At 75.6% G+C, this 24,852-nt stretch carries 17 protein-coding genes and 1 pseudogene; 10 read left to right on the forward strand and 8 right to left on the reverse strand.

The genetic code is table 11. The features are described 5' to 3' along the window. Positions 1–146: 146 nt before the first annotated feature. The 4 genes from ACZ55U_RS18935 to ACZ55U_RS18950 all read right to left on the reverse strand — a co-directional run bounded on the left by ACZ55U_RS18935 (position 147) and on the right by ACZ55U_RS18950 (position 6,398). A complete protein-coding gene (locus ACZ55U_RS18935; RefSeq protein ID WP_465527271.1) occupies positions 147–1,736 on the reverse strand; it encodes a TolB family protein in 1,590 nt (529 codons plus the stop codon). A gap of 149 nt (positions 1,737–1,885) precedes the next feature. Beyond that, positions 1,886–3,283, reverse strand: a complete 1,398-nt coding sequence (locus ACZ55U_RS18940) for a TolB family protein (RefSeq protein WP_465527272.1) — start codon at positions 3,281–3,283, stop codon at positions 1,886–1,888. A 150-nt stretch (positions 3,284–3,433) separates the two neighbouring features. Then, positions 3,434–4,813 (reverse strand): TolB family protein, encoded by a 1,380-nt coding sequence (locus ACZ55U_RS18945; protein WP_465527273.1) that lies wholly within the window; start codon positions 4,811–4,813, stop codon positions 3,434–3,436. 151 nt (positions 4,814–4,964) lie between these two features. Beyond that, positions 4,965–6,398, reverse strand: coding sequence for a hypothetical protein (locus tag ACZ55U_RS18950; RefSeq protein WP_465527274.1), 1,434 nt, complete (start codon positions 6,396–6,398; stop codon positions 4,965–4,967). 208 nt (positions 6,399–6,606) lie between these two features. Between ACZ55U_RS18950 and ACZ55U_RS18955 the strand changes: the two genes are divergently transcribed. Next, positions 6,607–7,518, forward strand: coding sequence for a LysR family transcriptional regulator (locus ACZ55U_RS18955; protein ID WP_465527275.1), 912 nt, complete (start codon positions 6,607–6,609; stop codon positions 7,516–7,518). Between the two features lie 74 nt (positions 7,519–7,592). Here ACZ55U_RS18955 and ACZ55U_RS18960 read toward each other — a convergent pair whose 3' ends face one another. After that, entirely contained in the window at positions 7,593–8,609 is a 1,017-nt protein-coding gene (locus ACZ55U_RS18960) for a hypothetical protein (protein WP_465527276.1), read from the reverse strand. 285 nt (positions 8,610–8,894) lie between these two features. Between ACZ55U_RS18960 and ACZ55U_RS18965 the strand changes: the two genes are divergently transcribed. The 7 genes from ACZ55U_RS18965 to ACZ55U_RS18995 all read left to right on the forward strand — a co-directional run bounded on the left by ACZ55U_RS18965 (position 8,895) and on the right by ACZ55U_RS18995 (position 18,723). Beyond that, on the forward strand, positions 8,895–10,463 hold the full coding sequence (locus tag ACZ55U_RS18965) for a DUF3604 domain-containing protein (RefSeq protein ID WP_465527277.1): 1,569 nt from the start codon (positions 8,895–8,897) through the stop codon (positions 10,461–10,463). Positions 10,464–10,552: 89 nt separating this feature from the next. Next, positions 10,553–11,329 (forward strand): polysaccharide lyase, encoded by a 777-nt coding sequence (locus ACZ55U_RS18970; protein WP_465527278.1) that lies wholly within the window; start codon positions 10,553–10,555, stop codon positions 11,327–11,329. Between the two features lie 75 nt (positions 11,330–11,404). Continuing rightward, complete coding sequence (locus tag ACZ55U_RS18975) at positions 11,405–12,967, forward strand: ABC transporter substrate-binding protein (RefSeq protein WP_465527279.1); 1,563 nt, start codon at positions 11,405–11,407, stop codon at positions 12,965–12,967. Positions 12,968–13,045: 78 nt separating this feature from the next. Further along, positions 13,046–14,005, forward strand: a complete 960-nt coding sequence (locus ACZ55U_RS18980) for an ABC transporter permease (RefSeq protein ID WP_465527280.1) — start codon at positions 13,046–13,048, stop codon at positions 14,003–14,005. Continuing rightward, complete coding sequence (locus tag ACZ55U_RS18985) at positions 14,002–14,853, forward strand: ABC transporter permease (RefSeq protein WP_465527281.1); 852 nt, start codon at positions 14,002–14,004, stop codon at positions 14,851–14,853. The genes ACZ55U_RS18980 and ACZ55U_RS18985 overlap by 4 nt, the downstream gene beginning before the upstream one ends. After that, positions 14,850–16,706, forward strand: a complete 1,857-nt coding sequence (locus ACZ55U_RS18990) for a dipeptide ABC transporter ATP-binding protein (protein ID WP_465527282.1) — start codon at positions 14,850–14,852, stop codon at positions 16,704–16,706. Before ACZ55U_RS18985 ends, ACZ55U_RS18990 begins: the two co-directional genes overlap by 4 nt. A gap of 37 nt (positions 16,707–16,743) precedes the next feature. Further along, positions 16,744–18,723, forward strand: coding sequence for an NHL repeat-containing protein (locus ACZ55U_RS18995; protein WP_465527283.1), 1,980 nt, complete (start codon positions 16,744–16,746; stop codon positions 18,721–18,723). A 121-nt stretch (positions 18,724–18,844) separates the two neighbouring features. On the opposite strand, the gene ACZ55U_RS19000 is transcribed toward ACZ55U_RS18995, so the two are convergent. From ACZ55U_RS19000 to ACZ55U_RS19010, 3 genes are all read right to left on the reverse strand, one after another. Next, positions 18,845–20,119, reverse strand: coding sequence for a sulfatase family protein (locus ACZ55U_RS19000; RefSeq protein ID WP_465527284.1), 1,275 nt, complete (start codon positions 20,117–20,119; stop codon positions 18,845–18,847). 3 nt (positions 20,120–20,122) lie between these two features. Next, the gene (locus ACZ55U_RS19005) at positions 20,123–21,121 is read right to left on the reverse strand and encodes a hydroxyacid dehydrogenase (protein WP_465527285.1); all 999 of its coding nucleotides are present in this window, start codon (positions 21,119–21,121) and stop codon (positions 20,123–20,125) included. Between the two features lie 287 nt (positions 21,122–21,408). Continuing rightward, on the reverse strand, positions 21,409–22,623 hold the full coding sequence (locus ACZ55U_RS19010; protein WP_465527286.1) for an ROK family protein: 1,215 nt from the start codon (positions 22,621–22,623) through the stop codon (positions 21,409–21,411). A 173-nt stretch (positions 22,624–22,796) separates the two neighbouring features. Here ACZ55U_RS19010 and ACZ55U_RS19015 point away from each other — a divergent pair. Then, positions 22,797–23,573, forward strand: a pseudogene (locus ACZ55U_RS19015) (sugar phosphate isomerase/epimerase family protein); the annotation flags it as partial. A gap of 124 nt (positions 23,574–23,697) precedes the next feature. Continuing rightward, positions 23,698–24,651 carry a Gfo/Idh/MocA family protein gene (locus ACZ55U_RS19020; RefSeq protein ID WP_465527287.1) on the forward strand — a complete coding sequence of 318 codons (954 nt, stop codon included), beginning with the start codon at positions 23,698–23,700 and terminating at the stop codon, positions 24,649–24,651. Positions 24,652–24,852: the final 201 nt, after the last annotated feature.

Genomic DNA, 24,852 nt, shown 5'->3' on the forward strand with positions numbered 1-24,852 from the left:
CGGGGCGTGGGTGTGATCGGCTTCTCCTACCTGGGGGTACCGCACGGCTCACCAGCCACCTGCCCCACCCTCCCTCGACGGGGGCGGGACGCCGGCCCCCGCCGGTGTCCCGCCCCCGTCGGGGTTCCGGCCCGGTTCCGCCGGGGTCAGCCGTTCTGGTCCTCGCCCTGGTCCTCGCCCTGGTCGTCGGCCGCTCCCCGGCCGACCGCTCCCCGGTCGTCACCGGCGGTCCGGTCGTGGCCGCCGGGGCGGCTCCGGGCGGGCTTGGCGAAGACCTGGTAGCCCTCGGCCGCCGGGGCGTCGGTGCCCGCGACCAGGTTGCCGCTGGACGATTCGAACACCACGGTCCTGCCGGACCCGGACACGAACGGCTGCTTCGACGAGCCGTTGCCGAGCGAGCCGTCCGGCGCGGTGGAGACCCGTTCGGTGCGGCCGGTGCGCAGGTCCTGGCGGTAGACGTCCCAGCCGGGGTGCTGCGGGCCCGCGACCAGGTTGTCGGCGGCGGACTCGAAGTAGAGCCAGCGGTTGTCGGCGGTGACCGAGCCGTGGCCGGAGGAGCCGACCGAACTCGTGCCGGGCAGGCCGCCGCTGACCCTCGTCACGGTGCCCGTCCGCAGGTCCCGGACGTGGAGCACGGTGTGGTAGCGGTGGCCGCCGGTCGAGCCGCCGGGCTCGGGCAGGGCGTAGACCGCCAGCCGCCCGTCGGGGCTGATCGTGGCGTCGAAGGCCGCGTAGGCGAGCGAGCCGTTGAGGTCGAAGCTCGCCGGCGAGAGCTTCCCCGAGGCCACGTCGTACGTGTAGTAGACGGCGGTCGTCGGCAGGGCCAGGTTCGGCCGGGCCCCTGCGGGCGGGTGCGCCTCGGCGCCCGGGGGCAGGTCCACGTCGGCGGGCGCGGCGGCCGCGGCGGTGGGGGACTGCTCGGGCGGCAGCAGGTCGGAGAGGGAGCCGAACCCGATGGTGCGGCCGTCCGCGCTGAGCTTCGGGTGGAAGGAGGCGCTCTCGCCGGGCTTGCCGGACGCGTCGCGCGTGACCAGCCGGGTGGTGTGGGTCCAGCGGTCGGTGAGGTAGACGTTGAGCTTCAACGTGTAGGGCCTGGCGAGCGAGGGCTCGGGTTCCGGCTCCGGGTCCACGACGGTCGGGTCCAGGTCCTTCCGGGAGGACACGAAGGCGACGTACCGGCCGTCGGCGCTGATCGAGGGCGCGTAGGAGTAGTGGAACCGGTCGGGATCGGTGGAGGTGAGCCCGCCGCTGACGAGCTCGGTGCGGCCGGTCCTCCGGTCCCGGACGTACACCTCGGTGCGTCCCTTGACCTGCATGCCGGGCACCACGTCCTCGCCGTTGCTGACGAAGGCGACGTAGCGGCCGTCGGCGTTGATCGCGGCCTCCTCGGACCAGCCGGCCTGTCCCTCGCCGGAGTCCGCCAGGCTGACCCGCTCGACACGGCCGGTCCGCAGGTCCTTCAGGTAGACGTCGCGTCCGCCCTTCGCGGGCTGGGGCACCAGGTTCGTGGCCCAGGAGCCGAACAGCGCGTAGCGGCCGTCGGCGTTGACGCCCAGGCTGAAGGACTCGTCGTCGGGCGCGGCGCCGTTCGCCCCGGTGCTGACCCGGACGGTGCCGCGGGGCGGCGGGCCGGCCTGGGCGGGCGCGGCGGTGACGGCGAGCAGGGCGCCCGCGGCCAGCACGCTGCCGCCGAGCGCCGGCCACCGGCCGCGGGTGGTCCTGGTGGTGCGGGTCATGCTGCCTCCCCTGTGATCGCCCGGCCGGGCTCCCTCCCGGCGACGGGCTCTCGCAGAGCCAATCGCCGGGAGGGCCGGAGGGTCAACGGGCCGGGGCGAGCTTGGCGAAAAATACGCCAACAGGCCTACGCGGCAGGGGAGTCAGGGCATCACAGGCGGCGCAGGAAGGCGTCCTCGAAGCCGTTGGTGTCTCCTGGAACCAGGTTGCCGTCGTAGGCGCTGAAGACCACCGTGTCGCCGCTCGCGTCCACGAACGGGACGCTGCCCGAGGCGTTGCTCTGCTCGCCGTCCCGGGTGAGGCTGACCCGTTCGATCCGGCCCGTCCACAGGTCGCGGCGGAACACGTCGTAGACGCCGTTGGTGTCGCCGGGGACCAGGAAGTCGATGCCGGAGTCGAAGTAGACCCAGCGGCTGTCGGCCGTCATGACGCCGCTGGTCGTGTGCCCCTTCGGTTCCTTGCCCGACACCTCGGGGTTGACCGGGGTGACCTTGCCGGTGGCCAGCTCGTGGACGTACAGGTCCCACCGGGCGCCGCCGTGGCCGGGCATCCCGGCGGCGTCCTCCGCGAGGCTGTAGACGGCGTAGCGGCCGTCCGGGCTGATCCGGGCGTAGCGGCTGTCTTCGAGTGCCCCGGCTTCGTTCAGGCTGGCGCCGGCGATCGTGCCGGTGGTGGCCCTCCAGACGTAGGTGGGGTAGGAGCGGGGCCCGCTCGCCAGACCGGGGGCTTCGGGTTCGGGCGCGGACCCGTCGTCGGGGTCCGGTTCGGCGGGATCGGCCGGGAGCAGGTTCCGGGCCTTGGAGGTGAAGGCGACGGTGGAGCCGTCCGCGCTGATCGTCGGGTTGAGGGACTCCTTGTCGGCCGGCGCGCCGGCCGCGCCGACGGTGACGAGCCGGCTGGTGTGGGTCCAGCGGTCGGTGACGTAGATGTTGTTCATGCCGTTCTTCACCGGGCCGGGGGCGAGGTCGGTGCGGTTGGAGACGTAGGCGACGTAGCGCCCGTCCCCGCTGATGCCGGGAGTGAGGGCGTCGGCGGCGCTCTGGTCGCCGGTGCCGGGCAGGGCGGCGGCGGTGACCAGTTCGGTGTGCCCGGTCCAGCGGTCGCGGACGAAGACGTCGCTGCCGTGGGCCGGCTGGCCGGGCACCACGTTGGTGGCGGTGGTGCTGAAGGCCACGTACCGGCCGTCGCCGCTGATCGAGGCCTCGGTGGTGGGGGCGTTGAGCCGGGAACCGTCGTCGGCGACGCTGACCCGCTCGATGTGCCCGTTGCGCAGGTTCCGTACGTAGACCTCGTCCGAGTTCGGGGTGCCCGGCCCGGGCAGGAGGTTGGCCGCGGCCGAGGTGAACAGGGCGGAGCGGCCGTCGTCGCTCAGCCCGAGGGCCCTCGACGGACCGTCGAGCTGCTCGCCCTTGGGGGTTTCGCTGATCCGGGCGGTGTCGCCCTTGGGTGGCTTGGCCTCGGCGGCGGGCATCGCGGCGGCGGCCACGGCGGCGGCCATCAGGACGGCGGCGGTGCGGGCCTGCCATCGGCGGGTGCGTGCGGTGGTCATGGATCGTCCTCCCCTGGGGCCGCCCGGCCGGGCTCCCTCCCGGCGGCGGGCTCCCGCGGAGCCGGCCGCCGGGAGGGGTGGGGGCGGCGCGTGTGTGCGGTCGCGGCGAAATGGGTGTCAACAGGCTTGTGCGGAACGGGAGTCAGGAGGTCACAGGCGGCGCAGGAAGACATCGGTGGCGCCGTTGGTGTCGCCCGGCACCAGGTTGCCGTCCCCGGCGTCGAAGAGGACCGTGCCGCCGCCTTCGTGGACCCGGGGGTTCCCGGCGGCGGTGTCGCTCTGGCCGCCCTCCCGGGTGAGGCTGACCCGCTCGATCCGGCCGGTCCACAGGTCACGGCGGAAGACGTCGCTGACGCCGTTGGTGTCGTCGGGCACCAGGTTGTCGGCGGCGGAATCGAAGTACGCCCATCGGCCGTCGGCGAGGACGGGGTTGTAGGCGCTCTCGGTCGTCGTGGTGCCCGGCAGGAAGGCGTTCAGCTGGGTGAGCCTGCCGGTGGCGAGTTCCCTGGCGTACAGGTCCATCCGGTAGCGGTAGGAGTTGGGCGCGAGGCGGACCGGTAGGCCGAAGAGGGCGTAGCGTCCGTCACGGCTGAGCCGGGCTCCGACGCTGACGCCGCGCAGCCGCCCCTCGTCGTCCACGCTGGCGCCGGAGATCGTGCCGGTGTCGGCCTTCCACACGTAGTAGGGGTAGAAACGGGGAGCCGAGAGCGGCGCCGCGCCACCGGTGGGTTCCGGGGCGGCGGGCTCCGTCGGGACCGGGGGCCGGGGTAGCAGGTTGCCGGCCCGGGAGGCGAAACCGATGGTGGAGCCGTCCGCGCTGATCATCGGGTTGTAGGAGGTGTTGCTGGCGGGCTCGTCGTCCGTGCCGGGCGTGACCAGTCTGGTGGTGCCGGTCCGGCGGTCGGCGAAGAAGATGTTGAAGTAGCGCCCGCTCTGGCCCGGGGCGAGGTCGGTGCGGCTGGAGGCGTAGGCGACGTAGCGGCCGTCCCGGCTCAGGGTCGGGTGGTCGGAGTAGCCGTTGTTCCCGCTCCCGCTGCCGGGGACGTCCGCGGTGATCAGTTCGGTGCTTCCGGTCCAGCGGTCGTGGACGAAGACGTCGCTGGGGTGCGCCACCTGGCCGGGGACGACGTTGGTGGCGCTGGTGCTGAAGGCGACGTAGCGGCCGTCGCCGCTGATCGAGGCGTCCGAGGTGGGGGCGTTGAGCCGGGAGCCGTCGGCGGCGACGCTGACCCGTTCGACCTTCCCGTTGCGCAGGTCCCGGACGTACACCTCGTCCGAGTTCGGGGTGCCGGCCCCCGGCAGCAGGTCGGTGGCGGCCGAGGTGAACAGGGCGAAGCGGCCGTCGTCGCTCAGCCCGAGCGCGGACGAACTCCCGTCGAGCTGCTCGCCCTTGGGGGTTTCGCTGATCCGGGCGGTGTCGCCCTTGGGTGGCTTGGCCTCGGCGGCGGGCATCGCGGCCCCGGCCACGGCGGCGGCCATCAGGACGGCGGCGGTGCGGGCCTGCCATCGGCGGGTGCGTGCGGTGGTCATGGATCGTCCTCCCCTGGGGCCGCCCGGCCGGGCTCCCTCCCGGCGGCGGGCTCCCGCAGAGCCAACCGCCGGGAGGGGCGGGGGTCAACGGCCGGGGGTGATCCCGTCGGGAAATACGTCAACAGGCGTATCCCGCAAGGGAGTCAGGGATTCACAGGCGGCGCCGGAAGACGTCCTGGACGGTGTTGGCGCCGCCCGGCACCAGGTTGCCGTCGTCGGCGCTGAACAACAGCGTCGTGTTGCCGGCGTCGACCTGCGGCCAGCGGGCGTCGGTGTCGCTCTGCGAGCCGTCCGCGGTGAGCGTGATCCGCTCGGTGCGGCCGGTCTCCAGGTCGTGGCGGAAGACGTCGGCCTTGCCGTTGGTGTCGCCGGGGACCAGGTCGGCGACGTCCGAGCTGAAGTACACCCAGCGGTCGCCGAGCGGCATCACCGGGTCGGAGGAGGAGTCGCGGTTGGTGGCGCCGGACAGCGGCTTGCTCACCTTGGTGGTCCTGCCGGTGGCCAGCTCGCGGACGTAGACGTCCGTGTGGACGCCGTGCGAGCCGGGGCGACCGCCGTCCTCGAAGACGGTGTAGGTCGCGTAGCGGCCGGACGGGCTGATCCGGCCGTCGGTGCCGGCCGCGGTGAACTCGCCGGCCTCGTCGTAGCTGGCGGCCGTGGTCCTCCCGGTACGGGCGTCCCAGACGTAGTACGGGTAGGCGCGGATGGCGGCGGCGCCGGCGGTCCGCGGGGCGGGCGCGCCGCCGGCGGCGTCGGGGGTGTCGTCGGCGCCGGCCGTGTCCGCGGCGAGGGCGGCGGGCGGGGCCTGGTCGGCCGGGAGCAGGTTGCCCGCCCGCGAGCTGAACCCGATGACGCCGCCGTCCGCGCTGATCGTCGGGCGGTAGGAGTTGTTGTCGGCCGGAGTGCCGTCGGCACCGGTGGTGACCACCCTGGTGGTGTGGGTCCAGCGGTCGGTGACGAAGACGTTGAACTTGCCGCGGCGCACGCCGGGGGCCAGGTCGGTGCGGTCGGAGGCGTAGACCACGTACCGGCCGTCGCCACTGATGGCGGCGTCGAGGGCGTTGCGGTTGCTCTGGTCGTCGCCCGCGCCGGAGGTGCCGTCGCCGGCGGTGACCAGCTCGGTGTGCCCCGTCCAGCGGTCCCGGACGAAGACGTCGGTCGGGTGCTTGACCTGCCCGGCCACCACGTTGCCCGCGTCGCTGACGAACGCCACGTACCGGCCGTTGCCGCTGATCGCCCCGGTGTAGCTGCCGCCGTCCAGCGAGGAGCCGTCGTCGGCGACGCTGACCCGCTCCAGGTGGCCGTTGCGCAGGTCGCGCACGTACACGTCGCCCGCGGACCCGGCGCCGCCGGGCAGCACGTTGGTCGCCCACGAGGAGAACAGGGCCAGTCGGCCGTCGCCGCTCAGCCCGAGGGCGAAGGAGGCCCCGTTCAGCGGCTCGCCCTTGGAGGTCTCGCTGACCCGGGCGGTGTCGCCCTTGGGCGGCCTGGCCTCGGCGGCGGGCATCGCGGCCCCGGCCACGGCGGCGGCGACCAGGACGGCGGCGGTGCGGGCGAGTCGGCGGCGGGTGCGTGCGGTGGTCATGGATCATCCTCCCCTGATGACGGTGCCGGGCCCTCGACCCCCGCGGCCCGGTGGGACAGAGCCAAGCGCCGGGCCCGCCGGGCGGTCAACGACCGGGACGGATCTCGTCCGGAAATGCGCTCTCGGTGGTGCTCGCGGCCGAAACCCCCGCCGCCGCTCCTCCCGGCTCCGCAGACGGTCGGCCGCGCCGCGCTGGCAGAATTGGCCCGTGATCGACGCACGACGGCTGCGGACCCTGCGGGCCGTGGCGGACCACCGGACCGTGACCGCCGCGGCGGCGGCCCTCTACCTGACCCCCTCCGCGGTCTCCCAGCAGCTGGCCGCCCTGGAGCACGAGACCGGCCACCACCTGCTCGCCCGGGAGGGCCGGGGGGTGCGGCTGACGGCCGCCGGGGAGATCCTGCTGGGCCACGCCGACGTGGTGCTCGCCCAGCTGGAACGGGCGGAGGCCGACCTCGCCGCGTACAGCGCGGGCGTCTCCGGGGAGGTCACCGTCGCCTCCTTCGCGACCGCCATCGCCTCGGTGCTCGCCCCCGCCGTGGGCCTGCTCGCCGGGCACGCGCCCGGGGTGCGGCTCAAGGTGCTGGACGCCGAGGGCGACGCCAGCCTGCCGATGGTCCTGGACGGCCGGGCCGACCTCGCGGTGGCCGTCGAGTACCGGGGCGCCCCGCGCGCCGACGACGCCCGGCTGACCAGGGTGCCGCTGTACGCCGAGCCCTTCGAGGCGGTGCTGCCGCTGGACCACCGGCTGGCCGCCGAGTCCGGACCGCTGGCCGTCGCCGCGCTGACCGACGAGCCCTGGATCGGCCCCTACCCGGGCAACCCCTGCCACGACGTGGTGCTGCTGGCCTGTGAGCACGCCGGGTTCCAGCCCCGGGTGCTGCACTCCTCGGACGACTTCCGGGCCGTGGTCGCGCTCGCCTCGGCGGGCCTCGGGGTGGCGCTGGTGCCGCGCTCGGCCCTGCGCGGTGTCGATCTGGGGCGGGTCGCGGTGCGTCCGGTGGACAGCGAGCTGGCCACCCGTCGGGTCTTCGCGGCCGTCCGGGCGGGGGCCGATGGTCACCCGTTGATCCGGCCGGTCCTGGAGGCTCTCGCGGAGGCCGCCGCCTCGGGCGGGTGAGCCGGCCCGGGACACCGCCGAGCCCCCGCCGCCGACCCCGCCCCCGCCGCCGGGACCGGCCTTCGGCCCGCCGGTCAGCCGAGGTCCGGTGCGGCGCAGCCGCCGTCGGGGCGGACTCCGGCGAACTCGTCGAGGACGGCCACCCGCAGCTCGTGGGCGCCGTCCGGGCGGCTCCGCTCGTAGTAGAGGTACCAGCGGCCGCGGGCCGGGACGAGGTCGGCGTACCGGACGTCCAGCCAGGGGCCGTCCGGGGTCAGGCGCCGCCAGTCGCGCAGGTCGGCGGAGGCGGCGAGGCCGCAGCGCTCCTCGTAGTTGCCGGCGGCGTCGGACGAGCCGTCGTACAGAGCGAGCCAGCCGCCCCGGCCGTCCGGGAGGACGGCGGTGATCCGGGACTCGTAGCCGTCCCAGGCGCCGGCCGGGCCGACGTCCAGGACCTCGGCGGCCCGGCCGGGCGGGGCGGTGAAGCGCAGCCCGTCCGGGGACACCGCGAGCGCGGTGGGCTGGACGGTGAGGCCGGTGGTGTGGATGTCGGCGTCGGCGTGGGCACGGGACCGCTCCTCGGGGGTGAACGGCCGGGCGCGGGAGACGGTGGTGAACAGGTGCACGCCGTCCCCGGTGTCGAGCAGGTACGGGTCCTTGACGCCCTCGGTGCCGGTGCCCGCGGCGGTGAGCACGGGGGTGCGGGCGGCGAGGTCGAACGATCCCGGGGAGTCGGCCCGCAGGGCGTCGACCCGCCAGCGGTTGTCGGCCGGGTCGACGTAGCTGAGGTGGAGCAGGTAGCCGTCCCCGCGGCGCAGCAGGGCGAGGCGCTCCATCGACGGGGAGCCGAGCTCGTCGCGCCGGACCGACCACAGGTCGTCGAAGGCGACGCCGTCGGTGCTCTCGGCGACGGCGCAGCGCCAGCCCCGGTCGAGGCCGTCCGCCGTGCCGCGCGGACGGCGCTCGCGGTAGGTGAGCAGGAAGCGGTCGAGGTCCGGTTCGTACCGGACGCTCGGGCAGCCGGCCCAGTAGCCGGGCTCGGGGCGCTCGGGTGCGCGGACCAGGTGGGAGCCGCCCAGGTCGGGCGCGGCGGGCGGGGCGGAGTGCGGCATCGGGACCGTCCTAGGGGAGGGGAGGCGGGGTTGTCGCCGAGGATCGGAGAAGTTTCTATCAGATCGATCAAAAGTCCGGGCCGGTCGTACCGGGCCTCACTCGACCCGCTGACCGGCTCTTCGCCGCTTCCACCAGCTGATCTTCTGTGAAGCCCGTGTTTCGCCCGATGGCGATCACGCGACACCGAACGCCCGGCCCTTGACCGCCCCGGGGAGATCGCGGCTAGCTTCTTCTCACAGTCGATCAAACATCGCCGCCCGCGACCCCGAGGAAGCCCAGCCCCGATGACCGCCCCCACCACCGACGCGCCCGGTTACGCCGGCCTGGGCCTGTACGTCGGCGACCTCCACAACCACTGCGGCATCAGCTACGGCCACGGGAGCATCGAGGACGCCTACGCCAACGCCCGGCTCCAGCTCGACTTCGCCAGCGTCACCGGCCACGGCTGGTGGCCCGACCTGCCCGAACGCACCCCCGAGCTGGCGAGCCTGGTCGACTACCACACCGAGGGCTTCGCCCGGCTGGCCCGGCTCTGGGACCACGTCCAGGACGTCACCGCCGCCGCCCACGAGGACGGCCGCTTCGTCACCTTCCAGTCCTTCGAGTGGCACAGCCTCGCGTACGGCGACCACTGCGTGTACTTCGACGGCCCGCGCGGCGAGATCATCCGGGCGGCCGACCTGGACGAGCTGCGCGCCCGGCTGCGGACGCTCGCCGCGCGGGGCGTGCGGACCTGGGCCCTGCCGCACCACATCGGCTACGGGCCGGCCCGCCGCGGCATCGACTGGGCCTCCTACACCGAGGAGTTCGCCCCGGTGGTGGAGATGGTGTCGATGCACGGCTGCGCCGAATCCGACGAGGCGCCGCGCACCTACCTGCACACCATGGGCCCTCGCGCCGCCGCCGGGACGGCCGTCCACGGCCTGCGCCTGGGCCACCGCTTCGGGCTGATCGGCTCCACCGACCACCACAGCGCCTTCCCCGGCAGCCACGGACACGGCCGGGTGGCGGTCTGGGCGCCGGAGCTGACCCGGGACGGGATCTGGAACGCCGTCCAGCAGCGCCGCACCTACGCGATCACCGGCGACCGCATCCTGCTCGCCACCTCCGTGAACGGCGCGCCGATGGGCGCCGAGGCCGCCTCGGCCGACCGGCGCCGGATCCGGGTCACCGTGCGGGGCCGGGACGCGCTCGACCACGTGGAGGTGCTGCGGGGCGGCGTCCCGATCCACCGGGTCAGCCGGCCCGAACTCCTCGCCGGGGCCGGGACGGCGGACGCCTTCACCGGCACCCTGGGCTTCGCGGTCGGCTGGGGCCGGCGCGGCGAGCAGGTCCGCTGGGACGTCCGGCTGCGGGTCGAGGGCGGCCGGCTGCTGGACGTCCAGCCCCGGCTACGCGGGCCGGAGACGGTCGCGCCGGCGGAGGCCGAGCCGGACACCTACCGGCCGTCCGCCTGGGAGCGCACCGGGCCGGGCGAGGTCCGGCTGCGGACCGTCACCGACGGCAACCCCAACACGGCCACCGACAGCACCCAGGGCTTCTCCCTGCGGGTCGAGGGCGACGCGCGGACGCGGCTGGTCGCCGTCGTCAACGGCGTCGAGACGGCCCACGCCGTCGGCGAGCTGCTGGCGGGCGCGCGGACCGGTTTCACCGGCGGGTTCGTCTCCGGCGCCTACCGCTTCGACCGGGCCGTGCCCGACCGGGAGGCCACCGCCGACTTCGAGCTGACCGACGAACGCCCGGACGGCGACGGGGACTTCTACCACGTGCGGGTCCGGCAGGTGAACGACCAGTGGGCCTGGTCCAGCCCGACCTGGGTCGGGCCGGCCGGCTCCTGTCGCCGGGCCGGTTGACCCGCCCGGGTCGACCGGCCCGGACCACCGGCCGCCCGTCCCCGCCCGAACCCCGAACCGTCCCCGCACGAACCCCAAGGAGCAGAACCATGTCCCGCCTCCCCGGCCGCCTCGCCGGCGCCGTGCTCACCGCCGCCCTGGCCGTCGCCGCCGTGCCCGCCCACGCCGCCGTCCCGGTGCCCGCGGCGGTGTCCGGCACCGACGTCTTCGCCGACGACTTCGAGTCCGGCACCGTCTCCGCCTGGACCCGCCAGCGGATCGACGGCAACGGCAGCATCACTGTGGCCCCCGCGCCCGCCGGCGGCACCGGCCTGGCCGCCCGCTTCAGCGTGCCGGACGACGGCGTCTCGTACCGCTCCGAGGTCGCCGTCAACTCCCTCGGCTGGGGCAGCTACCGCTTCGCCCTCGCCGACTACCTGCCCGCCGACTGGGTGCGGACCTCCACCGAGACGATCCTCGCCCAGTGGCACGGCTACCCGCTGGCCGACGGCAGCGACACCAAGCCGCCGATCGCCCTGACCGTCAAGGACGGCAGCTGGCGGCTCAAGGTGCACTGGCTGACCGACCCGACCACCGTCCAGGAGGCGGTGATCCCGCTCGGCGACGTGCAGTTCGGCCACTGGAACCAGTGGGCCTTCGACATCACCTGGTCCACCGCCACCACCCCCGGTGCCATCACCGTGTTCCGGGACGGCACGCAGGTCGGCTCGTACAGCGGCCTCAACAACTACCACCAGAACCAGTCGCCGTACTTCAAGACCGGCATCTACCGGGCCAACTGGAACCCGGCCAAGAACATCCCCTACCCCACCGGCGGCCCCGACGTGGTGGCCTGGAGCGACAGCGTCGTCGTGACCAGGTACTGACCGGCACCCGTCCGCCCGCCCGAGCCGACCGCACGACGTACCCGCGTCCCCGAGAACCGAAGAGGTAGCACCACCATGAGCGATGCGGCCCGCCACCGCGGCCTGCCCCGAAGAGGCTTCCTGGGCCTGAGCGCCGGCGCGGTCCTGCTGGCGGCGGGCTGCCGCTCCGCCACCGAGGACGCCGCCGGCGGGGCCGCGGCCTCCGCCACCGCCTCCGCGCCGGACCTCCAGATCGTCTACGGCGCCGCCCCCGACCCCACCCAGCTGCTCCACCGCGGCCCGGACACCCCGGTGTTCGTCAACCTGGTGCTGGACCGGCTGGTCGACCTCGACCCGCAGACCCTCCAGCCGGTGCCGTGGCTCGCGACCTCCTGGGAGTGGAGCGCCGACCGCACCAGGCTGGTGCTCAAGCTGCGCGAGGACGTCACCTTCCACGACGGCCGCCCGCTCAGCCCGGACGACGTCGTCTTCTCGCTCACCGGCGCGACCAAGAGCTCCCAGGTCAAGCCGCTGCTGGAGCGGATCGCCGACATCCGGGCGAGCGCCCCGAACGAGGTCACCCTCACCCTCGCCAAGCCCACCAGCAACCTGTTCGACGCGCTCGCCTTCAACCCGGTGGTGGACGCCCGCAGTTACGTCGACGGCAAGGCCGCCGAGAAGGTCAACGGCACCGGGCCCTTCACCTGGCAGTCGTTCAAGGGCGGCAATCAGCTCGACCTGGCCCGCTACGACCGCTACTGGCGCAGCGGCCTGCCCCACTTCGAGCGGATCACCGTCCGGTCGGTGACCAGCAGCCAGGCCGCGCTGTCCGCCCTCCAGTCCGGGCAGTCCCACCTGATCGGCGCGGTGCCCGGGCGCGACCTCAAGGTGCTCGGCGGGAACCCGGCGTACGCGGTGCAGTCCGCGAAGTCCTCCTACCAGCAGGCCTTCCTCGGCGTGAACGTCACCACCAGGCCCTTCGACGACCGCCGGGTGCGCCAGGCCCTCCAGTACGCGGTGGACCGCGAACGCGTCGTCGCCCAGGTGTACGGCGGCCACGCCGAGGCCAGCAGCCTGCCCTGGCCCTCCACCACCCCGGGCGTCACCCCCGACCAGGTCACCCGCTACCCGCACGACCCGGAGAAGGCCCGCGGGCTGCTCCGGGAGGCCGGTGCGGAAGGCACCCGGGTGCCGCTCACCGCCGCCAACTCGCCGGTCTTCGCCTCCCTCGTGGAGCTGGTCAAGTACGACCTGGAGCAGGCCGGGTTCGGCGTCGACGTCCAGCTGCTGGACAACGCCGCCATCCAGCCGAAGATCCAGCAGGGCACGCTGGAGGGGCTGTTCATCGCCAACCACGGCATGGTCAGCGTCTCCCCGCTGAGCGGGATCACCGTCTCCGGCCCGCTCCAGGTCGGCCGGAACACCTCGCACGTCACCGACCCCGCCTACGCCGACCTCCAGGCCCGCGCCTTCGCCGCCGTCGACGAGCGGGCCCGGGCCGACGTCAACCACGAACTGTCCGAGTACCTGCTCACGGAGTCCTTCCACATCACCCTCGCGCACGCCTGGGAGACCTACGCGCTGGCCTCCTCGGTGCGCGGCGTGGCCACCAGCGCGCTCGGCTACCTGCGGCTCGACGACACCCGCCGCACCGCCTGACGCACCGCCCCAGGACGACCCCCACCGTCCTGGGGCGGTCGGCGCCCCCGCCCCGCCCCGACCACCCGGAGTACCCCCGTGCCCTACTGGACCAGAAAGGCGGCCGGCGCGCTGGCCACGCTCTGGCTCGCCTCCGTCGCCGTCTTCCTGCTGCTCCGCCTCGCCCCCGGCGACCCGGTGTCCGCCGCGCTCGGCGCCGAGGCCGACCAGGAGCAGCGCGACCGGCTCGCCGACAGCCTCGGCGTCGACCGGCCGATGCCCGTCCAGTACCTGGGCTGGCTGCGCGGGCTGCTCACCGCGGACCCGGGCGACTCCTTCCACTACCGGGAGCCGGTCACCCGGCTGATCGGCCAGAGCGTCGGCAGCACCGTCCAACTCGCCCTCGCCGCGGGTCTGCTGATGCTGGTCCTCGGCCTGCTGCTGGGCACCGCCCTGGCCACCGAACGGCGCGCCCGGCTCGCCCGGGTGCTCGACCCGCTGGCCACCGCCCTGCTCGCCCTGCCGGTGTACGTCACCGCCGTGCTGTTCGTCTTCGTCTTCGCCGTCCTGCTGCGCGTGCTGCCCGCCGGCGGGGAGCGGGACCTGTTCGGCGCGCCGGACCTCGCCGTCCAGTACCTCGCCCTGCCCGCCGTGGCGCTCGCGCTGCCGGGGTCGGCGGTGCTGGCCCGGCTGCTCGCCACCGAGCTGCGGCGCACCCGCCAGGAGGAGTTCGTGCTGACCGCCGTCGCCAAGGGCGCCTCGCCCCGGAGGGTCCTGACGCGCCACGTGCTGCCCAACAGCCTGGCGCCGTTCTGCGTCGAGTTCGGCCTGCACCTGGGCGAGCTGCTGGGCGGCGCGGTGGTCGCCGAACAGCTCTTCGCCCGGCACGGGCTCGGTCAGCTGCTGCTGGACGCCATCAACCAGCGGGACTACCCGGTCGCCCAGACCCTGATCATGCTCGCGATCGCGGTCGCCGTCCTCGTCCAGCTCGGCTCGGAGCTGCTCGTCGGCCGGCTCGACCCGCGGATCGCCCGCGCCGGAACGGGGGAGGCCCGGTGACCGTCACCGCCACCGCCCCCGGGCGCCGCCCGTGGCCGCCGCCCCCGCTGCCGCCCGCCCTGCGCACCCCGCGCGGGCGCACCGGTGCGCTCCTGGTGCTCCTGGTGGTGCTGGCGGGGCTGCTCGGCCCGCTGCTGGTCGGTACGGACCCCTACCGGCAGGGCCCGGACGCCCTGGCCGGGCCCTCGGCGGCCCACCTGCTGGGCACCGACGAGGTCGGCCGGGACCTGCTGGCGCGGGTGCTGGCCGGCGTCCGCACCGAGCTGCTGGTCTGCCTGCTGGCCGTACCGGCGGCCGCCGTGCTCGGCACCCTGCTGGGGCTGCTGGGCGGCCTGAACCGGCTGCTGGGCGAGGCCGTCCAGCGGCTGTTCGACCTGCTGCTCGGCCTCCACGGCCTGCTGCTCGGACTCGCGCTCGCCCTGCTGACGCGCCCCGGGCTCGGCACCGTGGTGGCCACCATCGTGCTGAGCGCGCTGCCCTCCTTCGGGCGCCAGGCGCGGGCGGCGCTGCTCGGCCAGCTCGCCCGCGACCACGTGGTGGCCGCCCGGGTGCTGGGCGTGCCGCGCGGCCGGATCCTGCGCCGCCACGTGCTGCCGAACGTCGTCGACGCCACGACCGCGCTGCTGGCCGTGGCGATGGCGAACGCCGTCAAGATCGAGGGCGGGCTGAGCGTGCTCGGCCTCGGCATCCAGCCGCCCGCGCCCTCGCTCGGCACGATGATCAACACCGGCTCCAAGTACCTCTTCCTGTACCCGGGTTACGCCCTGGCGCCGGTCGTCCTGCTCGGGCTGCTGGTGTTCGGCCTGACCCTGCTCGCCGACTCGTTCAACCGGGAGAGACTGCGGTGACCACGACCGACACGGCCAAGGGCCCGAACGCGGCGGGCCCGGCCCCGGCGGCAGCGGGCGGGGCCGGGGCCCCGGCCGCCGCGCAGGCCGGCCCGCCGCTGCTGGAGGTGCGCGGCCTGCGCGTCACGGCGGGCGGCGGCGAGGCGGTGCGCGGGGTGGACTTCACGGTGCGGCCGGGCGAGATCCTCGGCCTGGTCGGCGAGTCCGGCTCGGGCAAGACGCTCACCGCGCTGGCCGTCAACCGGATGCTGCCGCCGGGCTGCCGCACCACCGGCGGCACCGTCCGCTTCGACGGCACCGACCTGCTCGCCCTGCCCGAGCCCGCCGTGCGCGCGGTGCGCGGGCACCGGATCGGCATGGTCTTCCAGGACCCCCTGGCCTACCTCAACCCCCGGATGCCGGTCGGCCGCCAGCTCGCCGAGGCCGCGCTGGTGCACGGCGCGGGCCGGCGCGAGGCCCGGGCCCGGGCGCTCGAACTGCTCGACCTGGTCGGCATCGACGGTCCCGCGCGCCGCTACGGCGACCGGCCGCACGAGTTCTCGGGAGGCATGCGCCAGCGGGTGCTGATCGCGATGGCGATGGCCAACCGGCCCGAGCTGCTGATCGCCGACGAGCCGACCACGGCGCTCGACCCGAGCACCCGGGTGGAGATCCTGGACCTGCTGGTCCGGCTGCGCGACGAGACCGGCACGGCCGTCCTGCTGATCACCCACGACCTGGGCGTGGTCGCCCGCAGCTGCGACACCGTCCAGGTGATGTACGCGGGGAGGATCGTCGAACGGGCCCCGGCGCGCGAGCTGTTGGGCGGCCCCCGGCACCGCTACACCGCGGGGCTGCTGGCCGGGGTGCCCCGGCTGGACGGCCCGCCCGGCGTACCGCTCACCGTCATCGGAGGGCGCCCGCCGGCGGCCGGTGAGGCACCGGACGGCTGCGCCTTCGCGCCGCGCTGCGCCGCCGCCGTCGAGCGCTGCGCGAGCTCGGCGCCGCCGTGGACGGGCGGTGGCGAGTCCGGATTCGCCTGCCACCGTCCGGTCGCACGAACGGAAGTGACGGAGCGTCAGGAAGCGGCGGAGCGGAGCGTGGAGCGGGCCGCGGAGCCCGTCCTGGTCGCCGAGGACGTCACCATACGCTACGGCCGGCGGCGGCCCCCGGCCCTGGAGGGCGTGAGCCTGAGCGCCGCGCCCGGCCGGGCGGTGGGAGTGATCGGCGAGTCCGGCTCCGGGAAGTCCACCCTGGCCCGGGCGCTGCTCGGACTGCTGGCCCCGCGGAGCGGGACGGTACGGGTGGCCGGCCGCTCCTGGGCCGGCGCCGGCCGCGCCGAGGAACGCGAGCTGCGGCGCCGGGTGCAGCTGGTCTTCCAGGACCCGTACGCCTCGCTGAGCCCCCGGATGACCGTGCGCGAGGCGCTGGCCGAACCGCTGGTCGCCCACGGCCTGCGGGACCGGCGGGATCCGGGTGACCTGTGCCAACTGGTCGGCCTGCCCGAGGCGGTGCTCGACGCCCGACCGCACCGCCTCTCCGGCGGCCAGCGCCAGCGGGTCGCGATCGCGCGCGCCCTCGCCGTCGACCCGCAGGTGCTGGTGGCCGACGAGCCGACCTCGGCCCTGGACGTCTCGGTCCAGGCGCAGATCCTCAACCTCTTCGCCGACCTGCGCGAACGGACCGGCGTGGGGCTGGTGTTCATCTCGCACGACCTCGCGCTCGTGCGGCACCTGTGCGACGAGGTGCTGGTGCTGCGGCACGGCCGGGTGGTCGAACGGGCCCCCGCCGCCGAGCTGTTCGCCGCCCCCGCGCATCCGTACACCCGGGAGCTGCTGGCGGCAGCCGGTTCCCCCGTCCCCTCCCGCCCCTGATCCGCCCCTGATCCGACCCTGGAGAACCATGCCTGCCGTGACCCCTTCGCGTCGCCAACTCCTGCTCGGCACCGGTGCGGTGGCCGCGCTCTCGGCCCTCGGCCCGGTCGGGTCCGCCGCCGGTGCCGCCGGACCGGAGGTGACCGGACTCGGCCCCGGGAACGCCGACTTCCCCCTGATGAGCGCGACGCTGATCGGCGAGACCCTGTGGATCGGCTCGCGCAACCTCGCCCCCGCCCGGGTGATCGGCTACCACCTGCCGACCGGCCGGGTGACGGCCACCGTGGAGCTGCCCACCGGCAACTTCGTCCAGGGCTCGGCCGCCCGGGACGGCGTGCTCCACCTCGGAGTCACCGACGCCCCCGGCGCCGCCAACCTCTACCGCTACGACGGCACGCTGACCGCCCTGGGCAACGTCCCCGGGGCCGACGTGCGCGACGTGGCCCTCGCGCCCGACGGGACGCTCTACGCGACCGGACGGCAGAAGGGCCGGGCCGCCGGCCCCGGCCTGTACGCCTGGGACCCGGCCACCGGCGCCGTCACCGAGGTCGCCTCCCCGGCGCCGAACGCCACCCAGGGCCGTGCCGTCGCGGCCACCGCGACCCACGCCTACCTCGGCGTCGGCAGCAACCTCGCGGGCGGCGGCGGAGCGACCCGGGCGAGCCTGTTCGCCGTCGAGCGGGCCACCGGCACCGTCACCGACATCACCCCTCCCGACCTGCGGGGCGACACGATCATCCGCCGGATCACCGTCCTCGGCGACGACCTGCTGGCGGTCTCCACCGAGGGCGCGCCCGCCCACGTGGCGCTGCTCGACCCGGCGGGCCACCGGGTGCTGCGCTCCTTCGCCGTCCCCGGCACCAAGAGCGTCACCAACTTCCAGCGCCGGGGGGACACCCTCTGGTTCACCTCCACCGAGCACGGCGTGCTGTGGCGCCACGACCTCGCCACCGGCGCGCTGGAGCAGCTCGCGGTCCCGGTGCCGGACGGCAACTCCTGGGGCCTCGGCCGGCTCGGCGACACCCTCGCGGGCGTCACCGAGGGCGGCACCGTGTGGACCCTGGACCTCGGCACCGGGGCCGTCACCACCCGGGACCTGGTGGAGGCGGGCGCGCCCGCCGCCGCCCAGCTCGGCATGTCGGTGGCGGCCCGCGCCGGGCGGGTGTACGTCGGCGGCAACGGCTCGCTCGCGCTGCACGACCTGGCGGCCGGGACCGTCCACAAGCTCCCGGTGCCGGGCGAGGCCAAGGACACCCTGGTCCTCGACGACGGCACCCTCTACCTGGGCGTCTACTCCTCGCAGGGCATCTGGCGCTACCGCCCGGGCGTCGACCGGGCACCCGTCCAGGAGGCGGCGCTGCCCCAGGAGCAGAACCGGCCGCAGGTGATCCGGCTGGACCGGGACAGCGGGCTGCTGCTGCTCGGGGTGCAGGCCGACACCACCGGCGGCGGCTCCTTCGTCACCTACCGCCCGGGCAGCGGCCGGCCCACGGTGCACACCGACCCGCTCGGCCCCGAGCAACTGGTGCGCGCCGTCGCCGTCGGGCAGGGGCAGGCCTTCCTCGGCGGCGACAACGCCCGGCCCACCGGCCCGCGCGGCGACCTGGCCGCCTGGGACCCGGTGGCCGGCCGGGAGCTGTGGCGCACCGCGACCGACCTGGGCGCGGGCGTCAGCAGCCTCGCGGTGCTCGGGCACACCCTGTACGGCCTGACGGTGGACGGCCGGGTGTTCACCGTCGACCTGCGCGGCTCCCGGCGGCCCGGGTACGCGCCCGTGGTCGGGCGGCGCGCCGACCTGGGGGCGGTGTCCGGTGCCAACCCGCGGCTGCTGGCCGTCGGCGGAGCGCTGTACGGGGTCAGCGAGCGCACCCTGTTCCGGCTGGACCGCGACACCCTGGCCGCCACCGTGCTGGTCCGGCTGGACGCCGAGTGGTACAGCGGCGCCCGGCTGGCCGCGGACGAGGACGGCGTGCTCTACACGCTGCGCGGGCGCGAGCTGGTCGCCGTGCGCCCGTAGGCCGTGAGCCCGTAAACCGTCGCGGTCGGGGGATCGTCGCGGCCGGGGGATCGTCGACGTCGGGGGAGCGCCATGGTCGAGGGGCCGGCCCGAACGGGCCGGCCCCTCCGCCGTCGGACGCTCAGCCCGCGGCGCGCGGCACGAAGCGCGCGAACGGGTCGGCGACCCGCACGCAGTGCTCGGAGAGGAGGGCCCGGAACCGGTCGAGCAGCCCCGCGTGCCGGGCGTCGACCGCCAGGTTGACCAGCTCGCCCGGATCGGCGGCGAGGTCGAAGAGCTGCTCCCGGTGGTCGCCCCAGGCGTAGCAGACGTACTTGTGGTGTCCGGCGCGGACCATCCGGCCCAGGGCGTTGTTGAAACCGGGGATCTCCCAGCGGGTCTCCACCACCACGCTCTCGTGCGGCCGGGACGCGCGCACGCTGCGGCCGGGCAGCCCGTCCGGCGCCTCGATGCCGGCCAGGTCGCAGAGCGTCGGGATGAGGTCGAGTCCGGCCGCGACCAGCCGCTCGTCGACCGCGCCGGCGGGCAGGCCGGGAGCGGTGACCACCAGGGGCACCCGCACGCACTCCTCGTACAGGGCCCACTTCTGGTTCCAGCGGTGGGCGCCCGCGCCGTCGCCGTGGTCGGAGCTGAACACCACCACGGTCTCCCGCTCCCCGGCGCGGTCCGCCAGCGCCGCCAGCAGCAGGCCGATGTGCCGGTCCACCCGCTCCACCAGGGCGTAGTAGGCGTGCCGGTAGCGGCGCCAGTCGTCCTCCCGCCACTCGGCGGTCGGGTGGGTGTGCGGCTGGGCCAGCCGGGCCAGCCGGGGCAACGCCGGGTCGTACGGTCCGACCGGGAAGTTGGCGGGCAGCGGCGGGAGTTCGGGGACGGGCGGCGCGGGCGGCAGCGGGCCGGTGCGCGGGTCCTGGCCGCGTGCCCACTCGCAGATGCCGTGCGGCTCCAGGAAGGAGGCGACCAGCAGGAACGGCCGGTCGCGCGGGGCGCGCACGAAGTCGGCGGCGGCGCGGGCGAGTCCGGCGTCGTCCCCGCCGGCCGGGTGGATCCGGTGGAAGCCCCGGTCGGCGGGCAGGTCGAGTTCCGGCAGGTGCCACTTGCCGCCGTAGCCGCAGTCGTAACCGGCCTCGGTGAACAGCCGCCCGAGCAGCGGGTCCTCGGGGCCGCCGGTGTTGCCGGTGACGCCGACGGTGCTGGGCAGGCGGCCGGTCATCAGGCTGGCCCGGGAGGGGGTGCAGAGCGGCTGGGCGCAGTAGGCGTGGGGGTAGCGGGTGCCGGCGGCGGCGAGGGAGTCCATCGCGGGGGTGCGCAGGTACGGGTTCCCGGCGGCGCTCATCGCGTCCGCCGTCTGCTGGTCCGTCAGGATCACGACCACGTCGGGGCGTTGTGGGCTCGGCACGGGTCAGGCCATCCGTTCGTAGGTGTGCGGGTCGAGCGCCCGGCGCAGTGGGGCTCCGCGCAGCCAGCGCTCGAACTCGTCGACGACCAGGTCTCCGAGGCGCCGGCGCTCCAGCCCCCGGCTGCCGGCCAGGTGCGGGGTGACGACCACGTTGGGGAGGGTGAACAGCGGTGAGCCGGGCAGCGGCGGCTCGGGATCGGTGACGTCCAGCACGGCGAACAGGTCCGGGCGTTCGGCGAGGACCGCCAGCAGCGCGGGCTCGTCCAGGACGGCCCCGCGCGAGGTGTTGACCAGTGTGGCGCCGGGCTTCATCGAGCTCAGCAGCCGTCGGCCGACGAGGCCGCGGGTGGCGGGGAGCAGCGGGGTGTGCACGCTCACCACGTCGGCGGTGGCGAAGAGTTCGTCCAGGCCGACGGGCCGAACCCCCGGTGGCACCGGGGCGTACGGATCGTGGGCGATGACCCGCAGGTCGTAGCCGCGCAGCATCTCGCAGACCAGTCGCCCGGTCGCGCCGAGCGACAGGACGCCGACCGTGGCGCCGTAGCCGCCCGGGGTGGGGGCGGCCGGGACGGCGGCGCGGGCGGCCCGGGCGGCGAGGACGTGGCGCCAGCCGCCCTTGAGGGCGTAGACGATCTGGGCGACGGTGAACTCCGCGACCGGGACGGCGTTGGCGTGCGCGGCGGTGACGATCGGTATGCCCGCCGCCCAGAACGCCTCGCCGGCGATCCGGCGCACCGAGCCGGCGGCGTAGAGCACCAGCCGCAGCCGGGGGAGCCGGGCCAGCGCGGCGGAGTCCAGCACCGGGCCGCCCCAGCCGGTGAACAGCACCTCGACGCCGCGCAGTGCCTCCGGCGCGGCGGTCAGCCGCTCGGCGCTCCACACCCCGCCGGGCGCGGCCGGGTCGGCCAGCACCTCGGCCCGGGCGGCGACCCGGGCGCGCGCCTGCGGGCCGTAGACGTCGGGGAAACGCTCCGGGTCCATCGCGAAGGCGGCGGTGGGCATCCGGTTCTCCTCGGGTCGCTGACGTACGAGGAGTTTCTATCATAGTGAGAAATAGTCCGGGCGGCCGGGAGGTGGGGTGGTGGGCGAGAGACGGGGTGGCGGCGAGCGGTGCGGTGGTGGGGAAGGGGCAGGGACGGCGGGGCTGCGGTGAGGCGGGGTGAGGGCGGTGCGGTGGCCGGGGTGAGGCAAGGTGACGACGGGGCGGTGCGGGCGCGGGTGAGAGGCAGGCCGACGGCGGAACGGGCTGTGGCCGGGGAGAGGCGGCGTGACGGCGCGCAGCGGGGGCCTCAGCGGGTGATGAAGGTCGCCCCGTCCGCGAGCCGGACGGCCGCCGCGGCCGCGCCGACCAGCTCGGTGGTGGTGCTGTGCACCACCACCAGGCGCGGCAGCACCGGGACCCGCCCCTGCAACCGGCTCTCGATCGCGGCCGGCAGCTCGCCGCCGCTCTCCCAGAACAGCCGCCCGCCGAGGGCGATCAGCTCCGGCGCCAGCACCACGCTCAGACCGGCCACCAACAGCGCCAGGTCGTCGGTGAGTTCGCCGATCAGCCGGACGGCCGCCGGATCGCCCTCCCGCCCCAGCCGGAACAGCCCCGCCACCCGCCCGGCCGGGCCGCCGGGCACCGTCAGGCCCGCCTCGGTGATCCGCCGGTCCACGGCGTGGTCGCCGATCCTCGCCTGGGTGTCGCCGGTCCGCCCGAGCGGCCGGTCCAGCGCCGCGTGCCCGGCCATCAGGTGGCCGAGCGCCCCGGCCGCGCCCAGCCGGCCGCGGTGCAGCCGGCCGCCCAGCACGATCCCGGCGCCGACCTCGATGCCCACCACGACGGCGGCCAGGTCGCTCACCCCGGCGGCGGCCGGTGACTCCCGGACGGCCAGCGCGACCAGGTTGACGTTGCTCTCGACCGCCACCGGGACGCCGTAGCGCTCCTGGAGCAGCACCCCCAGCCGCAGTCCGGGCCAGTCCAGCGCGGGCGCGAACTCCACCAGCCCGGTGTGGTCCCGGACCACCCCGGGCACGCCCACGACGAGGGCGCGGGGCGCGCCCGCGTGCCGTGCGGCCCAGTCCCGCAGGCCGTCCACCAGGGCGAGCAGCGGGCCGGTCAGGTCCTCGGCGACGATCTCCCGCGGCCGGTCCGGGCCGGGGAACGCCCAGTGGTGCTCGGTCTCGTGCAGCACCGTGCCGTCCAGGGCCGCGACCACGCCGACGATCCGGCGCGGGCGCACCGCGATCGCCAGCACGGTCTGCGCGCGGGCGTTGTAGCGGATCAGCTGGGGCGGCCGGCCGCCGCTGGACGGCGCCCGCTCCGTCTCCACCTCCACCAGCCCCTCGGCCCGCAGCACCTCCACCAGCCGGTGCACGGTCGCGGTGCTCAGCCCGCTCTCGGCAGCCAGCCGCTGCCGCGACAGCGTCCCGTGCCGCCGCAGCACCTCCAGCAGGACGGTCTGGTTCACCTGGGCGACGGTCTGCGTCGTGGCGGTGGCGGGGGTACGGCTCGGGGGCATCGCGGGCTCCTCGGACCGGGACGGGCCCGGGCGGTCAGGACTTTGTCTCAGCTTGAATATATCCTTGGCCAGGCCTTCCCTCGGTCCTCCCGGGGCCTTCCCCCGGCCTTCCACGGCCTCCCCCGGCCTTCCAGGGCCCGACCCGGCCGTCCGACACGCCACGGAGCCGCCCCATGCCGCTCGCCTACTCCACGCTCGGCGTCCCCGGGCTCCCCCTGGCCGAGGCCGTCCGGCTGGCCGTCGACCACGGCTGGGCGGGGCTCGAACTGCGCTGCGCCGAGGGCGAGTCCGTCCACCCGGTGATGACCGGGCCGGAACGCCGCGCGGCCGCCCGCACCCTGCGGGCCCACGGCCTCGTCCCCCTCGCGCTCGCCTCCTACGTCGGCGTCGCCGCCCCCGGGGCGGACGCCCCGGTGACGGAGGCGCTGCGCACCCACCTGCGCCTCGCCGCGGACCTGGGCGCGCGCGCCGTCCGGGTCTTCCCGCGCGGTGGCGACGGCCCCCGGGCCGAGGCCGACGACCGGGCCGTGCGGCGGCTCACCGCCGTGGCGGAGGAGGCACGGCGGCTGGGCGTGCGCGTCCTCGTCGAGACCCATGACTCCCACCCGAGCGGACGGGCGGTGGCCGGGCTGCTGGAGCGCGTCGCCCACCCCGCCGTCGGCGCCCTGTGGGACCTGATGCACACCCACCTGGCCGCCGAGACCCCCGCCGACTCCCACGCCGCGCTGGCGCCGTACCTCGGCCACGTCCAGGTCAAGGACATCGCCGGCCCGCACGACCGCACCCCGCTCCCGCTGGGCACCGGCGTCCTGCCGATCGCCGACTGCCTGCGCCTGCTGCCGCCGGGGGCCTGGGTCTGCTGGGAGTACGAGGCGCCCTGGCACCCGGCCGCCGCGCCGCTGCCCCCGCTGCTCGCGTCGGGCGCGGCCTTCCTCGCGGCGGGGGCCCCGCCGGGCTGGGGTCCTGGGGGCACCTCCGGGCCGCCGGGCCGGGGGGAGCGCCGCCCCGCGGACGCGCGTGTGAGGACAGACCCTAGGGTGTACCCGGACGACCACCCCGCCGGCAGGAGGCCCGATGAACGCGCGCGCAGTGACCGAGACCCCGCTCCCGGTCGGGGTGATCGGCCTCGGTGACATCGCGCAGAAGGCCTACCTCCCGGTGCTCACCGCGCTGCCCGGCCTCGACCTGCGGCTGATGACCAGGGACGCGGCCAAGCTGGACCGGATCGGCGAGGCCCACCGGATCGCCCCCGACCGCCGCTTCACCGACCTCGACGCGCTGATCGGCAGCGGCATCGAGGCAGCGTTCGTGCACGCCGCCACCACCGCGCACGTCCCGATCGCCGAGCGGCTGCTCACCGCCGGGGTGGACGTCTTCGTGGACAAGCCGCTCGACCACACCCTGGACGGCGCCCGCAAACTGGTCGACCTCGCCGACCGCACCGGCCGCTCGCTGATGGTCGGCTTCAACCGCCGCCACGCGCCCGGCTACGCCCAGGCGCTGGAGCGCCCGCGCGACCTGATCGTGCTCCAGAAGAACCGCGAGGGCCTGGCCGAGACCGCCCGCACCCTGGTGTACGACGACTTCATCCACGTGGTGGACGTGCTGCGCTTCCTGGCGCCCGGCGAGATCGAGCACGTCGACGTCCGCTCCCGGGTGCGGGACGGACTGGTCGAGCACGTGGTGCTCACCCTCGGCGGCGAGGGCTTCACCGCGCTGGGCATCATGAACCGGGTCTCCGGCTCCACCGAGGAGGTGCTGGAGGTCTCCGGCGGCGACTCCAAGCGCGAGGTGCGCAACCTCGCGGAGGTGGTCGACCACCGCGGCCAGCCGACCGTCCGCCGCCGCGGCGACTGGGTGCCGGTGGCCCGTCAGCGCGGCATCGAGCAGTGCGTGCTGGCCTTCCTGACGGCCGTCCGCGCCGGGCAGCGGCTGGACGCCCACGACGCGCTGCGCACCCACGAGCTGTGCGAGCTGGTCGTCGAGCGGATCGAGGCCTCCTGGGAGTCCGCTGGGAGCGGGCTGTGAGCGGCCGGGGCTGAGCGGCCGTCACGTCACCTCAGGGGAACCGGGCGTTCACCGACCAGGTCTTGTCCGGGTGATTTCTACGCGCGTATCTTGAGGGGCGCCGCGGGGGGCGGCCTTCCGTTCCCCGCTACTTCCCCACGCGAGCAGCGCGCCTGAGCGCGCCTGCGCCCGGACCGCCGTGCCACACCGTGCCGCACGACG

It is taken from the genome of Kitasatospora sp. NPDC034533 (genome assembly GCF_055575155.1).